General features: G+C 68.1%; 10 protein-coding genes. 6 read left to right on the top strand and 4 right to left on the bottom strand.

The window, feature by feature from the left end:
• Positions 1-5: 5 nt before the first annotated feature.
• On the top strand, positions 6-2861 hold the full coding sequence (gene secA, locus H507_RS15920; RefSeq protein WP_022910466.1) for a preprotein translocase subunit SecA: 2856 nt from the start codon (positions 6-8) through the stop codon (positions 2859-2861).
• A gap of 3 nt (positions 2862-2864) precedes the next feature.
• On the opposite strand, the gene H507_RS0109395 is transcribed toward secA, so the two are convergent.
• From H507_RS0109395 to H507_RS15915, 4 genes are all read right to left on the bottom strand, one after another.
• Positions 2865-3245 (bottom strand): Rv3235 family protein, encoded by a 381-nt coding sequence (locus H507_RS0109395; protein WP_157438941.1) that lies wholly within the window; start codon positions 3243-3245, stop codon positions 2865-2867.
• 207 nt (positions 3246-3452) lie between these two features.
• Positions 3453-4307 carry an aldo/keto reductase gene (locus tag H507_RS0109390; protein WP_022910464.1) on the bottom strand — a complete coding sequence of 285 codons (855 nt, stop codon included), beginning with the start codon at positions 4305-4307 and terminating at the stop codon, positions 3453-3455.
• Positions 4308-4360: 53 nt separating this feature from the next.
• A complete protein-coding gene (locus H507_RS0109385) occupies positions 4361-5686 on the bottom strand; it encodes a hypothetical protein (protein ID WP_022910463.1) in 1326 nt (441 codons plus the stop codon).
• A complete protein-coding gene (locus H507_RS15915; RefSeq protein WP_022910462.1) occupies positions 5683-6027 on the bottom strand; it encodes a cupredoxin domain-containing protein in 345 nt (114 codons plus the stop codon). The genes H507_RS0109385 and H507_RS15915 overlap by 4 nt, the downstream gene beginning before the upstream one ends.
• A 59-nt stretch (positions 6028-6086) precedes the next feature.
• Here H507_RS15915 and H507_RS15910 point away from each other — a divergent pair, with 59 nt between their 5' ends.
• The 5 genes from H507_RS15910 (at position 6087) to H507_RS15905 (ending at position 14057) form a co-directional block, all read left to right on the top strand.
• Positions 6087-6539, top strand: coding sequence for a DUF6912 family protein (locus tag H507_RS15910; RefSeq protein ID WP_022910461.1), 453 nt, complete (start codon positions 6087-6089; stop codon positions 6537-6539).
• A complete protein-coding gene (gene ku, locus H507_RS0109370) occupies positions 6539-7369 on the top strand; it encodes a non-homologous end joining protein Ku (protein ID WP_022910460.1) in 831 nt (276 codons plus the stop codon). The genes H507_RS15910 and ku overlap by 1 nt, the downstream gene beginning before the upstream one ends.
• A 108-nt stretch (positions 7370-7477) precedes the next feature.
• Positions 7478-9124 (top strand): L-glutamate gamma-semialdehyde dehydrogenase, encoded by a 1647-nt coding sequence (pruA, locus tag H507_RS0109365; RefSeq protein ID WP_022910459.1) that lies wholly within the window; start codon positions 7478-7480, stop codon positions 9122-9124.
• Between the two features lies 1 nt (position 9125).
• Positions 9126-9338: a hypothetical protein gene (locus H507_RS0109360; RefSeq protein WP_022910458.1), complete on the top strand. Its 213-nt coding sequence runs from the start codon at positions 9126-9128 to the stop codon at positions 9336-9338.
• A gap of 81 nt (positions 9339-9419) precedes the next feature.
• On the top strand, positions 9420-14057 hold the full coding sequence (locus H507_RS15905; protein WP_022910457.1) for an NAD-glutamate dehydrogenase: 4638 nt from the start codon (positions 9420-9422) through the stop codon (positions 14055-14057).
• Positions 14058-14245: the final 188 nt, after the last annotated feature.

Below are 14245 nucleotides of genomic sequence, written 5' to 3'. Positions count from 1 at the left end.
CGTCTGTGAGCTTCATCGATCGACTGCTGAATGCCGGCAGTGGCAGGGAACTCAAGAAGCTGTCGAAGGTCGCCGACCAGGTCAACGCCATCGAGCCTGACTTCGAGGACATGTCGGACGACGAGTTGTCAGGGATGACCGCTGAGTTCAAGCAGCGCATCGACAACGGTGAGTCACTGGACAGCATCCTGCCCGAGGCCTTCGCGACGGTGCGTGAGGCGTCCAAACGGGTGCTGGGCAAGCGCCACTTCGACGTGCAGCTGATCGGCGGTGCAGCCCTGCACCACGGACGGATCGCGGAGATGAAGACCGGTGAGGGCAAGACCCTCGTGGGCACCCTGCCCGCCTACCTCAACGCGCTGACGGGCAAGGGCGTGCACGTGGTCACGGTCAACGACTACCTGGTGCGCTACCAGTCGGAGCAGATGGGTCGCGTGCACCACATGCTGGGGCTGCGCACCGACGCGATCCTCACCTCGATGACCCCGGCCGAGCGCGCCGTCGCCTACCAGGCCGACATCACCTACGGCACCAACAACGAGTTCGGCTTCGACTACCTGCGCGACAACATGGCGCTGTCGGCCGAGGAACTGGTGCAGCGCGGTCACCACTACGCCATCGTCGACGAGGTCGACTCCATCCTGATCGACGAGGCCCGCACCCCGCTGATCATCTCGGGGCCAGCCGAGGACAACCACCAGTGGTACCCCGAGTTCGCCTCGCTGGTCACCCGCCTGCGTCGGGATCGTGACTACGAGGTCGACGAGAAGAAGCGCACCGTCTCGGTGCTGGGCCCCGGCATCAGCACCGTCGAGGACCGACTCGGCATCCACAACCTGTACGAGTCCGCCAACACCCCGCTGATCGGCTACCTGAACAACGCCATCAAGGCCAAGGAGTTGTTCAAGCGCGACAAGGACTACGTCGTGATGCAGGGCGAGGTGCTGATCGTCGACGAGCACACCGGACGAACCCTCACCGGTCGCCGCTACAACGAAGGCCTGCACCAGGCGCTCGAGGCGAAGGAGGGGGTCGAGATCAAGGACGAGTACCAGACCCTGGCCACGATCACCCTGCAGAACTTCTTCCGCATGTACGACAAGTTGGCTGGCATGACCGGTACGGCTCTCACCGAGGAGAGCGAGTTCCAGAAGATCTACGGGCTGGGTGTGGTGCCCATCCCCACCAACATGCCCATGATCCGCGTCGACCAGAAGGACCTGATCTACCGCACCGAGGACGCCAAGTTCGATGCCATCATCGCCGACGTCGTCGAGCGACATGCCAAGGGCCAGCCGGTGCTGATCGGTACCGCCTCCGTCGCGAAGTCAGAGGAACTCTCCAAGCGGCTGCGTACCGCCGGTGTGCCCCACCAAGTGCTGAACGCCAAGCACCACGAGTCTGAGGCCGCCATCGTCTCGATGGCCGGTCGCAAGGGTGCTGTCACCGTGGCCACCAACATGGCCGGACGTGGCACCGACATCATGCTCGGCGGCAACCCCGAGTTCCTGGCCGACCTCGTGCTGAGGGAGCGGGGGCTCGACCCGCACACCACCCCCGAGGAGTACGAGGCTGCCTGGGATGACACCCTGGCCGAGCTCGAGGAGCAGGTCGCGGCCGAACACCAGGAGGTCGTCGAAGCGGGTGGGCTCTACGTGGTGGGTTCCGAGCGTCACGAGTCACGTCGCATCGACAACCAGTTGCGCGGCCGGTCCGGCCGTCAGGGTGACCCGGGGGAGAGCAGGTTCTACCTGTCGCTGGGCGACGACCTGATGAGGCTGTTCAACGGGCCCGCCATGGAGCGCGCCATGGTCACCCTGAAGGTGCCCGATGACGTCCCCATCGAGTCCAACTGGGTCGGCAAGTCGATCGAGAGCGCCCAGAAGCAGGTCGAGGCGCAGAACTTCGAGATGCGCAAGAACGTCCTCAAGTACGACGACGTGATGAACCGTCAGCGCCACGCGATCTACGGCGACCGCCGACAGGTGCTCGACGGCGCCGACGTGGAGCAGCAGTTGCGCGACACCGTGTCGAGGGTCGTTGAGGCCGCCGTCCGCCAGCGCACCGAGGGACTGCCCGAGGACTGGGACCTGGAGCAGTTGATCACCGACCTGCAGACGCTGTATCCCGTCACCGTCACCTTCGATGACATCGACGACGAACATGACGCGTCTGCCCTGGTCGAGCGCTTCGTCGAGGACGCCAGCCGTGCCTACGACGCCCGTGAGGAGTCGCTGGGAGCTGACACCATGCGCGAACTCGAACGCCAGGTGATGTTGACGGTGCTGGATCGCAAGTGGCGTGAGCACCTCTACGAGATGGACTACCTGCGCGAGGGCATCGGCCTGCGGGCCATGGCCCAACGCGACCCGTTGGTGGAGTACCAGCGTGAGGGTGGCCTCATGTTCCAGCAGATGATGGAAGCCTTCATGGAGGAGGTCGTCGGCTACCTGTTCAACCTGGAGGTCACCGGCGAGGTGAGCGGTGTCGGCGTGCAGTCGGGAGTCGACCCCCGCACCTTGGTCACGTCCGAGACCGATGACGCCGACGTGCCCGAGGCGGAGGTGGAGTTCGACGCCCTGGCCGAGGTGCGGGGTGTGACCTCCACTGCGCAACCAGGGGCTGGCCGGGAGGCATCGTCCCGTCGTCCCAAGGTGCGTGCCAAGGGACTGGCAGGGTCGCAGCCCGCCCGTGAGCGCCAGCTCACCTACACCGCTCCGGACGAGCAGGGTGAGGCGGAGAGTTCCACGCCGTCGGCCCGCAACACCGGTGGTTTCGCCAACGTCGGGCGCAACCAGCAGTGCCCCTGCGGGTCGGGCAAGAAGTTCAAGGCCTGTCACGGGAGGAACACGGCGGCCTGATCCTCAGGCAGCTGCCACTCCCCACCGTGCCAGGTGGCCGCGGCTGCAGAGCACGTCGATCCTCGCGCAGGCCCATCCGCGCGGGGATCGCTCCAGCCGCAGGGTGATCATCACGGAGCGATCCTGGGTGACCACCCGCACGCATCCCTCGACGTGGCGGTGGTTGAGCACCGTGGCGCGCACGCTGCCGATCCGGGCACCCTCCCAGGCAGGCACCCCCGACCACGCGCGCAGCACGGTCATCGACTCCTCGCTGAACAGTGCCTGCACGTGCTTGGCCTGGCGCCGCAGCTGCAGCACCTCGAGGGCACGGTGGGCGAGCACACCCACCAACTGGGTGGCGCGCCGCTCGCCGCCCAGCGGCGACTCCTGCGCGGAGGGCATGGTCCGATTCGAGCTCGGACCCCGAGGGGTGGGGGGTGTGGCGGTTGCGGGATCGAGGACCAGGGTGAGTGTCGTCATGGCCCCACTGAATCCGCAGCCGCTCGACGGGGGAAGTCCCTCGCCATGGACGACAACACCCGGACAACACTCCACGGATGAAGTGTTGCCCGGGTGGGCTGTCTGTCGACTGCGGGTCGAGCGGGTCCCTCAGACGAAGATGGACCGGTAGTCGTCCACGCGGCTCAACACGGAGTCGGCCTCGTCGACGCTGATCCGGTTCGCCTCGGCCTCGTAGACCAGGGGCAGCAGGCGGGATTCGCCGGCGGTGGCGATGCCGGTGATGGTCGGGAACTTGCCCAGCACCCACGAGACGGCGGCCGTGACCAGATCCTGGGTGTCGAAGGGTTCGTACCACGTGGCGTAGCGGCGCTCCTGGTCATCCCACGGGCGGCGGGCCACGGCCTTGATGGTGCGCAGTCCCACGTCCTTCTGCTCGACCAGGTCAAGCAGCGTGTGGAAGTTCTCGGCGAACTCCGGCTCGGAGTAGAGCTGGTGGTTCAGCGGGGTGAGCACCGAGTCGAAGTCATACCGGCGCAGGGCCTCGGCATGGATGCGCGGTGCGGCCTCCGTGTGACCGGTGATGCCGATGAAACGGATCAGTCCCTCCTCGCGTGCACGCTCGAGTGCGGGCAGCGGGCCCCCGTCGGCGAAGACGTCGGCGAGGTCGTCGTCATTGCAGACGGCGTGGAGCTGCAGCAGGTCGACGTGGTCGGTGTCGAGCCGCTCGAGGGAACGGTTGATCTCGGCCCACGCGGCGTCCTTGGTGCGCTGCTGGGTCTTGGTGGCCAGGAAGATCTGGTCACGCACCCCCGGCACCCAAGGGCCCATGCGGTCCTCGGCCTCGCCGTAGTTGTGGGCGGTGTCGAAGTGGTTGATGCCCGCCTCGAGGGCGGATTGCAGGGACGCGTCCGCGACCTGCTGGCTGACGGCTGACAAACCGGCGGCACCATAGACCAGCACGCTGGACTGGTGATTGGTGCGGCCGAAACGACGAAGTTCCATGGACACAATCTATGCCCGGGTGGCGGCGGAGTGGGCGGATCGAGGGTGTTCGCTCAGCCGGCGAACAGCAGCAGGAGCCCTCCGCAGGTGTAGGCCACCATCACCACCAGCAACGGCAGCTGACCGCGCGCCGTCCCCGACGTCGGCAGCCAGCGCACCGCGAGGTCGTGGGCGACCAGTACCGCCATGACGTGCCCGAGCACGATGCCCATCACCTGGTTCCAGGCCATCAGGGTCGGATGGTCGACCAGGCCGGCGTCGACTCCGAGGGTTGCAGTCCCGAACCAGTCCTGACCACGGCTCAGGGGGTCCGAGAGGTTGACCGCCACCCGTTGCCCCTCGAGCACGAGGTAACTGGCGTAGTGCGCGAACGTGTAGCCGACCGCGATCGGCACCAGCGAGACACCCAGCCGATTGACCAGCGCCCCTTCGCCCGTCCGGGTGGTTGTCTCGAGGGCGGTGGCGCCCAGCAGGTAGAGACCCACCGCGATTGCCACCAGGGCCAGAAGTCCCAGCCCGGACCACAGTTGTGGCGGCCGGTCGGACGACTGGACCGTCTGCACCCAAGCCGTGGAGGAACCCAGCGAGTCGAACAGGGTCACCCCGATGAGCGCCGCGCCGACTGCCCAGGTGCCCCGGTGTGGCCTTGACGAGGCGAGGTGCCGCAGCGGGTTCACCACGTGCAGGACGCCGTCGATCCGCTGCCACGGAGAGAACCTCGACACCAGCGTCGCGTAGGCCTCGAACGGGTCGGCGGACGCGATCCAGCGGCCGCCGAACGCCAGGGCCCCTCCCGCCACCCAGACCAGCCAGATCAGGAACCACCAGCGCAGCACTGACAGGTGGGTGCGGTCGGGCTGCACCAGCTCGAGGTACCCGAAGGCGACCAGCGCCAGAGCTGCCGGCCACAGGCCCCACTGGGGCAGCGGTTCGTCCGCTCGCAGCGCCCCACGCCAGGCCATCAGCAGCCTGACGACGCTGAACCGCCGCCAGACCGCGCCGAGCAGCAGCGACACAGGCACCAGCCCGACCCACACCCACACGAAGAGCAGACCCGGGAAGGGATTGCGATCGAGGTCCGCACCGAACCACAGCGCCACCTGTCCCACCCCCGCCACCGCCAGGACGACAAGTCGTCCGGTCCACACCACCGCGGGGTGGTCCACGAGCCGTGTCAGTCGGGGCAACGGCGGGCCAGCGGCGGTCTGCCAGCGCGGTCGGGACCACAGGCGGAGCGCGACCACGAACGTGACCACCAGGACCGCCACGGCACCGACCACCACCAGCGAGAACGGCAGGGGCAGGTCCTGGCGGGTGCCGACCCCGTGCAACGGCACCCAGACCCCCGGCGCCGATGTGAGCAGGGGCAGTGGGCTCACGAGCGAACGGCGAACTTGACGACCAGTTTGTCGAGCTCGTGCGACTCCATCTCGAACACCCCGCCCTGGTCGGCGGTGAAGGTCATGCTGGCCGGCACACCAGCCTTGACCTGCAGTTCCCGATCGAGGCCGTGCACGTGGATCTCGTCGGCCATGTCGGAGGTCACATTGACGGTGACGGACCCGCCCTTGGCGACGTCAACGGTGGTGCCGTTGGGGGTCACCGAGCCGTTCCTGATGGTGACGTCGACCGTGACGGAGTCCGGTGCCTGAGGGGAGGAGCAGGCCGTGAGCGTCAGGGTGGCCACGAGGAACAGGGCAGCGAACAGGCGACCGGGCATGGCGTTCACGGTAGCGTGACGCAGCAAGGGGACACGAAGCCGACGACAGGAGGGGATCCATGGCGGGAGTGATGGTGTTCATACCGACCGAGCGATCCGCATGGCAGTCCGCTGCCAGCGGTGACGTGGCCGCCCACGCGCCGACCGAGAGCCTGATGGAGGCCTTCGACATCACCGACCCCGAAGAGGCCGAGTACGCGGCGATGTCGGTCGCATCAGTGGCCGCCCTGACCCGGCACGGAGCCCGCTTCGTGCTGGGCGCCGAGGTGAACCCCGACCAGGTCGACGATGCCGACGACACCGGCAACGGCGAAGTGGTGGTGCACGGACTGCGCCGGGCGCAGATCGTCAGTTGGTTCAGCGAGGAACTGCCCGATGACCCCCGGGTGCGGACCGCAGCACAGGAAGCGCGCGGCCTCGGCATCGACGACGCCTGGCATCTCGACGAGGTGCAGGCACTGATCGGCACGCAGGCCCTGCTGTGGCACGCGGCCGAGGAACTGGAGGACTGATGCCTCGCTCCATGTGGAAGGGCGCCATCTCTTTCGGGTTGGTCACCATTCCGGTCAGACTGTTCGGTGCCACCGAGTCGAAGGACATCTCCTTCCACCAGGTGCATCCCGCCGACGGCGGCCGCATCAAGTACAAGCGCGTCTGCGAGAAGTGTGGCAAGGAGGTTCCCTTCGCGGAGATCGCCAAGGGATACGAGGCCCCGGACGGACGGGTGGCGATCCTGGAGAAGTCGGACTTCGACGACCTGCCATTGGCCTCGACCAAGGCAGTCGAGGTCGTGCAATTCGTGGACGCGTCCGCCGTCGACCCGACCTACTTCGAGAAGACCTATGTCCTGGAGGCCGACGGACCCGGAGGAAAGCCCTACGTGCTGTTGCGCGACGCCCTGCAGGCCACCGGGAAGTCGGCCGTGGTGAAGGTCGCCCTGCGCCAGCGCGAGTCGTTGGCGCTGATTCGTCCGCGCGACAACGTGCTGGTCATGCACACGATGCTGTGGCCCGACGAACTGCGCGACCTGGCCTTCGCCGAGCCGCCCAGTGACGTCAAGGCCTCCGCGGCCGAGGTCAAGATGGCCCAGTCGTTCATCAAGGAGTTGGAGGGGGAGTTCGACCCGAGCCAGTTCTCCGACTCCTACCGCGAGGCCCTCGACGCCGTGGTCCAGTCCAAGCTCAGCGGCGTGGCACTCGAGGAGGCCGGCGAGGGCGAGCAGAAGCCTGCCGAGGTGGTCGACCTGGTGGCGGCTCTGAAGGCCTCCGTGGCTGCGGCCAAGGCCAAGCGGGAGGCGGCCGCCGCCGAGGCGAAGAAGGTGAAGCCGGCGAAGGCCGGGTGAGACTGGATCTTCTCGGATCTCGCGCCCGTGGGCGTACAACTTCTGGCACGACCGGCTGCGGGTGGCGATTTTTGCGCCCGTGTCAGGGCTCGCGCCTAGACTGCAGGCATGCAGACGTCGTCGTCGTTCCCGCATCCTGTGAACGAGCCGGTGCGGGGCTACGCGCCGGGTTCGCCCGAGCGGACGGGGCTGCTGGCGCAGCTGGAGGCCTACTCCTCGGCCGATCCCATCGAGTTGACCGGGCACTTCGGCCGAGGACGCCGCCCGGGTGGTGGTGAGCGGGTCGCGGTCACCATGCCCTCCGATCACCATCACGTCCTGGGCCATGTGGGACTGTCCACCGCCGACGACGTCCGTGAAGCCCTGGCTGCGGGTGAGCGGGTCGCCCGTGACTGGGACGACCTCGGGCTCGAGGCGCGGGCGGCCATCTTCCTGCGCGCCGCCGAGTTGGCGGCCGGGCCGTGGCGTGACCGCCTGAATGCGGCAACCATGGTGGGGCAGGGCAAGACCGTGCAGCAGGCCGAGATCGATGCGGCCTGCGAACTGATCGACTTCCTGCGCTTCAACGTCGACTACGCCCGCCAGGTCACGGGGGTGCAGCCTGCCAGTTCGTCCGGGGTGTGGAATCGGATGGACTACCGGCCCCTCGAGGGATTCGTCTACGCCATCAGCCCCTTCAACTTCACGGCCATCGCGGCCAACCTGCCCGCGGCCCCGGCCCTGATGGGCAACGTCGTGGTCTGGAAGCCGTCGCTCACCCAGCAGTTCGCGGCCCAGGTCACGATGGACCTGTTCGAGGCTGCGGGGCTCCCGGAGGGAGTGATCTGCCTCGTGCCCGGGCGCGGTCCCGAGGTGAGCGCCGTGGCCCTCTCCGACCCACGACTGGCGGGCATCCACTTCACCGGTTCGACTGCGACCTTCCAGCACCTGTGGGGAGAAGTGGGCCGCAACATCGCCGGCTACCACACCTACCCGCGACTGGTGGGGGAGACCGGGGGCAAGGACTTCGTGCTCGCGCACCCCAGCGCCGATCCCCGGATGACCGTGACCGCGCTGGTGCGGGGGGCCTTCGAGTACTCCGGCCAGAAGTGTTCAGCCGCCTCCCGTGCCTACCTACCGGCCTCGCTGTGGCGCTCGATCAGGGACGAACTGGTCGAGACCACCGAAGGCCTCTCCGTGGGTGACGTGCGTGATCTCAGTCACTTCACCTCGGCGGTGATCGACCAGCGGTCCTTCGCCAAGCAGTCCGACGCGATCGCGCGCGCCCGGAGCACCGCGTCGACCCAGATCGTCGCGGGCGGCACCCTGGACGACACCCAGGGGTGGTTCGTGCGGCCCACCATCGTCACCGGCGACGACCCCTACGACGAGGTCTTCCGTACGGAGTACTTCGGCCCCATCCTGGGCGTGCACGTCTACCCCGACGGTGAGTGGGAGAAGATGATCGAGGTCGTTGACGGCACCGCCTCGTACGCCCTCACCGGGGCCGTGCTGGCGACTGATCGTCGCGCGATCGAGCAGGCTCAGCGCGGGCTGCGCCGGGCCGCCGGGAACTTCTACGTGAACGACAAGCCCACGGGTGCCGTCGTCGGTCAGCAGCCCTTCGGTGGGGCTCGCGCCTCGGGCACCAATGACAAGGCAGGATCGTTGTGGAACATCGCCCGCTGGGCGAGTCCGCGGGCGATCAAGGAGACCTTGGTGCCCGTCATCGATCACCGCTACCCGCACATGGGTGCCGACCCGAAGGACCGCTGACGTGAGTGTCACCCGCATCCACCTCGACGACGAGGACGAAGCCGCCCGCCTGGCCGAGGGCATCGACGCCCTCGGCTTCGAGGTCGCCGTGATCGCCGAGCGGTTCGCGGGCGAGGACGATGACGAGGCCCTGGAGTACGTGGTCTGCACCCCCGCCGCCCGCGCCGACCTCGGCGGACTGATCGACGAGGAGTGGTTCGTCACCACCGACTGATCCCGACACCCCCGACACACCCAAACCACGACACCCACCCCGCGAGACACCCAGCCCACTACACACAAGGACGTGTGACCCATGGTGCAGACGCACCCGCTCCCGACCACCCGCGACCTCCGCGAGACCTGGGTCGAAGGCTGTCTGGCCTATGACCACCACTCGGACGACCGCTCGACCCTCGAGGCGCTCGGCGGAGCGCAGGTCGACCTGGCCGCCGGGCGTCGTCCGGGCGAGGATCGGGTACGGGTGGCTCGTCCGGACGCCGGGGTCGACGTGGGCGCAGCCTGGCTGGTGCAGGTGATCGGTGACGACGGGCCGTTCCGGGTCGACTCGGTGGCGATGGCACTGACCGAGCTGGGTTGGGCCATCCGCGACCTGTACCACCCGACGCTCCCGGTGACCCACGACGACACGACGATCGTGGAGTCATGGGTGGCCGTGCTGGCCGCGCCCCCGCTGGGGGTCGACTCCGACCAGGCCGCGGGTCGGCTGCAGGAGCGGCTCGAGACGGCCTTCCAGCACCTGGCCGTGGCGGTGGCCGACTGGGGAGCCATGGCCGACCGGGCGCGCGACATCTCGGCCGGGATGCGTGGGGGCGACACCGAGACCGAGGCGTTCGCCGACACCCTGGACTGGTTCGCCGAGGTCGGGTTCTTCTTCCTGGGCGCCCGCGACCACGAGGTGGTCGACGGGCAGTTCCGCACCGTCCCGGGCAGCGGGCTGGGGGTGCTCCGCGACGGCGAACCGATGGCCTTCCACGCCACGGTCGCCACCGGTGACCCACGTCCGTGGCTGATCACCAAGGACTCGACCCGCAGCCTCGTCCACCGCTCGGGACTGCGCGACTACATCGCCGTGCGCACGTTCGACGAGGACGGCCACTTGGTCGCGGAACGCTGCCTGGTCGGCATGCTTGCCTCCAAGGCGTACTCGGAGGACCTCGCCCGCATCCCGATGCTGCGCGACAAGCTGGACCAGGTGTTGTCACTGTTGGGCGCCGACCCGCTCAGTCACCGCGGCAAGGCCGTGATCGCAGCCATGTCGACCCACCCCCGCGACGAGGTGTTCCAGTCCCGCCCCGAACAACTGGCAGAACTGGTCGGCGAGGTCGCCGAGCTGCGCGAGCGCCGACAGGTCAGGGCGTTCGTCCGGGCCGACCCGTGGGGGCGGTTCGCCTACATCACCGTCTTCCTGCCCCGCGACCGCTACAACACGCAGGTCAGGGAGGCCATGCAGGATGTGCTGCGGCGGCACACCGGTGCCACCGCCATCGACTTCCGCACCCAGGTCTCGGAATCGGCGTTGGCGCGACTGTTCTTCACGCTCACGCTGCCCGGTGCCGTGGACTGGGACCTGACGGCCCTGCAGTCGGACCTCACGCGATCGAGCCTCGACTGGACCGACGGCTTCTTCGAACAGGCCAAGGCGCTGCCCAGTTCGGAACGCGGAGTGGAGTTCTCCGCGGCGTACATGGACCACAACAGCCCCGCCCAAGGGGTGTTCGACCTGGCTGAGTTGAACTCGCTCAGGGACGACGATGACATGCGCCTGGTGATGTACCGCCCCGACCAGGCCGAGCGGGCAGACCTGCGGGTCAAGGTGTTCGTGGGCGGACCACCCATGACCCTGTCCCATGCGATGCCACTGTGGAACAGCCTGGGCCTGACCATCGTCGACGAGCGCGCCTATCCCGTCGACCTGCGTGGCCGGACCATGAGCATCGCCGACTTCGGGCTGGTCAACCCGGCCGGGGTGCGGTGGGACGTGCCCGACCGTCAGCGGGTGCTCGACGCGTTCGAGGCCTGTCACCGCGGTGCCATGGATGTCGACCAGCTCAATGCGCTGGTGGCCACCTCGGGGCTCACCTGGCGGCAGGTGGTCGTCGTCCGGACGATCTCGCGCTACCTGATGCAGGCGGGCATCTCCTACTCGCAGAGCTACATCTCGCAGACCCTGCTCGACCACCCGGCCATCACCCGCGCACTGGTGGAACTCTTCGACGCCAAGTTCGACCCCACCGTCTTCGTCGACGGGTTCGACCGACGTACCCGTGAGGTGGACGCCCTGTCCCGAGCCCTCGGGCGTGAGCTCGACGAGGTCACCAGCCTCGACGCCGACCGGATCCTGCGTTCCTTCCTGCAGGTGATCGAGGCGACGGTGCGCACCAATGCCTTCCAGCCTCAGGCGAGGGCGACGGCGCTGAAGCTCGTCCCCGAGCGTCTCTCGCTGCTGCCGAAACCCCGACCCGCATTCGAGATCTTCGTGCACTCCCCCCGGGTCGAGGGCGTCCATCTCCGGTTCGGCTCGGTGGCCCGCGGGGGACTGCGCTGGTCGGACCGGCCCGAGGACTTCCGCACCGAGGTGCTGGGCCTGGTCAAGGCGCAGATGGTCAAGAACACCGTGATCGTCCCGGTCGGTGCCAAGGGTGGTTTCCTGCCCAGGCGGTTGCCGTCGGCGACTGACCGCGCGGCCTGGTTGGCCGAGGGTCAGGAGTGTTATCGGATCTTCATCGGATCCTTGCTTGACGTCACCGACAACCTCGTCGCCGGTGAGGTCGTGCACCCCGAGCACGTGGTGCGCCACGACGCCGACGACACCTACCTCGTGGTCGCGGCTGACAAGGGCACGGCGGCGTTCTCCGACCTGGCCAACCAGATCGCGCTGGAGCGGGGATTCTGGCTGGGTGACGCCTTCGCCTCGGGCGGGTCGAAGGGTTACGACCACAAGGCCATGGGGATCACGGCCCGGGGGGCCTGGGAGTCGGTCAAGCGGCACCTGGCCGAACTGGGCATCGATTCCCAGGCCCAGGACTTCAGCTGCGTGGGCATCGGTGACATGGCAGGAGACGTCTTCGGCAACGGGATGCTGCTGAGCGAGCACATCCGGCTGGTGGCGGCCTTCAACCACCAACACATCTTCCTCGACCCCACCCCCGATGCCGCGGCCGGCTTCGCCGAGCGTCAGCGGCTCTTCCACCTGCCGCGGTCGAGTTGGGACGACTACGACCCCTCCGCCATCTCCACCGGTGGAGGGGTGCACTCACGACAGGCCAAGGCCATCGCGGTCACCCCTGAGGTGTGCGAACTGCTCGACCTGGACGCCGCGATCACGAGTCTCACCCCCACCGAGCTGATCCACGCGATCCTGCAGGCACCCGTCGACCTCCTCTTCAACGGGGGCATCGGCACCTATGTGAAGGCCGAGAGCGAGTCGCACGCCGATGTCGGGGACCGCGCCAACGACGCCGTCCGCGTCAACGGTTCCGAGTTGCGCTGCAGGGCGATCGGGGAGGGGGGCAATCTCGGGCTCACGCAGAAGGGACGGATCGAGTACGCCCGCGGGGGTGGACGGGTCAACACCGACTTCATCGACAACTCGGCGGGGGTCGACACCTCCGACCACGAGGTGAACATCAAGATCCTGTTGTCGGATGCGGTCGAAGCGGGCCGACTCGACCCAGCGGGGCGGGACGAACTGCTGCCCACCATGACCGACGAGATCGCCGACCTCGTGCTCATCCACAACATCGACCAGAACGTCGCGCTCGCCAACGCGCGCTCGCGCGCCGCGGCCATGAGCTGGGTGCACGAGTCGCTGATCCAGCACCTGGAGTCTGCGGTGGGGCTCGACCGGCAGCTCGAAGGGCTGCCGGACCAGGCGGCCATGCAGGCCATCGTCGAGCGGGGGGAGGCACTCAGCAACCCCGAACTGTGCACCCTGATGGCATGGTCGAAGATCTGGTTGGAGCGAGTCGTCCTCGAATCGGACCTGCCCGACGACCCGTACCTGCAGCACCGCCTGCACACCTACTTCCCCATGCGACTGCGTGAGCAGTTCGGCGATCTGTTCGACCGCCACGCCCTGCGTCGCGAGATCATCACCACGGTCGCCGTCAACCGCTTCGTCAACTCCCAGGGCATCAGTGCCTGTCACCGCTTGGCGACCGAGACCGGACGAACACCCGACGAGGTGATCCGGGCACAGTTGGTGGCCCGCAGCGTGTTCGGGGCGGGTCGCTACGAGGCGGCGCTGGTGCTGACCGGGATGGACCCGACCCTGCAGCTCGACCTGCGGCTCAGTGTGAGGAAGCTGGTCGAACGGGGCACCCGGTGGCTGCTCATGCACCGTCGATCGACCCTCGACATCGCGGCCGAGATCGAACTGCTGACCCCTCGGGTCGAGCGGGTGGCACGAGCCCTGCCCGACCTGCTGACGGCCCGCAGTCGGGGACTGCGCGACCAGGCACTCGAGGGGTACCTGCGACAGGGGGTCGACCGCGGGCTGGCTGAGACCGCGGCCGAGACCAAGTACCTGCACCTGGCCCTGGCCATGATCGAGGTGAGCCGACGCGATGGCCATGACCTCGAGCTGACCGCGGCCACCTTCGTCGAGATGGTGGAGCGGCTGGGCCTGGACAACCTGCTGCCACTGATCGAGGGGCTGCCCCGATCGAGTGAGTGGGACGTGCAGGCCCGCTCGGCCATGCGGGACGAACTGCTGCAACTGCAGACCGACCTGACGGCCCAGGCCCTCCAGGTGGGGAGCGGACGAGAGACCGCATCCGAGGTGGTGCAGGCCTGGGGTGAGCGGGTGCCGCAACTGGAGCGACGACTCGAACAGCTCAAGCAGGCGGCCACCGGGGGCTCAGACCTGCCCCGTCTGTCGGTGGCCCTCAGGCTCGTCCGCGGCATGTTCGACGCCGTCAACGTCGGGTAGCTCGGTTCGCCACTGGGCCTGCCCGTGTGGGAGAATTGCCACAGGCGGGTCCATCTGACCCGACCGACGTCGTGGAGTCCCCAACGCGCGCCCTTCTCGTGGGCCCGTCTCATGCGGCGAACCCGACCATTTCCCTCATCGGTCCTGGCCGTCGCGTGCCTGCACGCCCATCGGCGGACCTGAAAGGT

The organism is Aestuariimicrobium kwangyangense DSM 21549 (assembly GCF_000421525.1).
Classification (GTDB): Bacteria; Actinomycetota; Actinomycetes; order Propionibacteriales; family Propionibacteriaceae; genus Aestuariimicrobium; species Aestuariimicrobium kwangyangense.
Note: the sequence above shows the minus strand (reverse complement) of the source record. Positions and strands in the feature narration are given on the sequence as shown.

What these genes read in the sequence shown, in the direction of transcription:
- H507_RS0109395 (WP_157438941.1), bottom strand. Translation starts at nt 3,245, where the DNA reads ATGCCCTCCGCGCAGGAGTCGCCGCTGGGCGGCGAGCGGCGCGCCACC.
- H507_RS0109390 (WP_022910464.1), bottom strand. Translation starts at nt 4,307, where the DNA reads ATGGAACTTCGTCGTTTCGGCCGCACCAATCACCAGTCCAGCGTGCTG.
- H507_RS15915 (WP_022910462.1), bottom strand. Translation starts at nt 6,027, where the DNA reads ATGCCCGGTCGCCTGTTCGCTGCCCTGTTCCTCGTGGCCACCCTGACG.
- H507_RS15910 (WP_022910461.1), top strand. Translation starts at nt 6,087, where the DNA reads ATGGCGGGAGTGATGGTGTTCATACCGACCGAGCGATCCGCATGGCAG.
- ku (WP_022910460.1), top strand. Translation starts at nt 6,539, where the DNA reads ATGCCTCGCTCCATGTGGAAGGGCGCCATCTCTTTCGGGTTGGTCACC.
- pruA (WP_022910459.1), top strand. Translation starts at nt 7,478, where the DNA reads ATGCAGACGTCGTCGTCGTTCCCGCATCCTGTGAACGAGCCGGTGCGG.
- H507_RS15905 (WP_022910457.1), top strand. Translation starts at nt 9,420, where the DNA reads ATGGTGCAGACGCACCCGCTCCCGACCACCCGCGACCTCCGCGAGACC.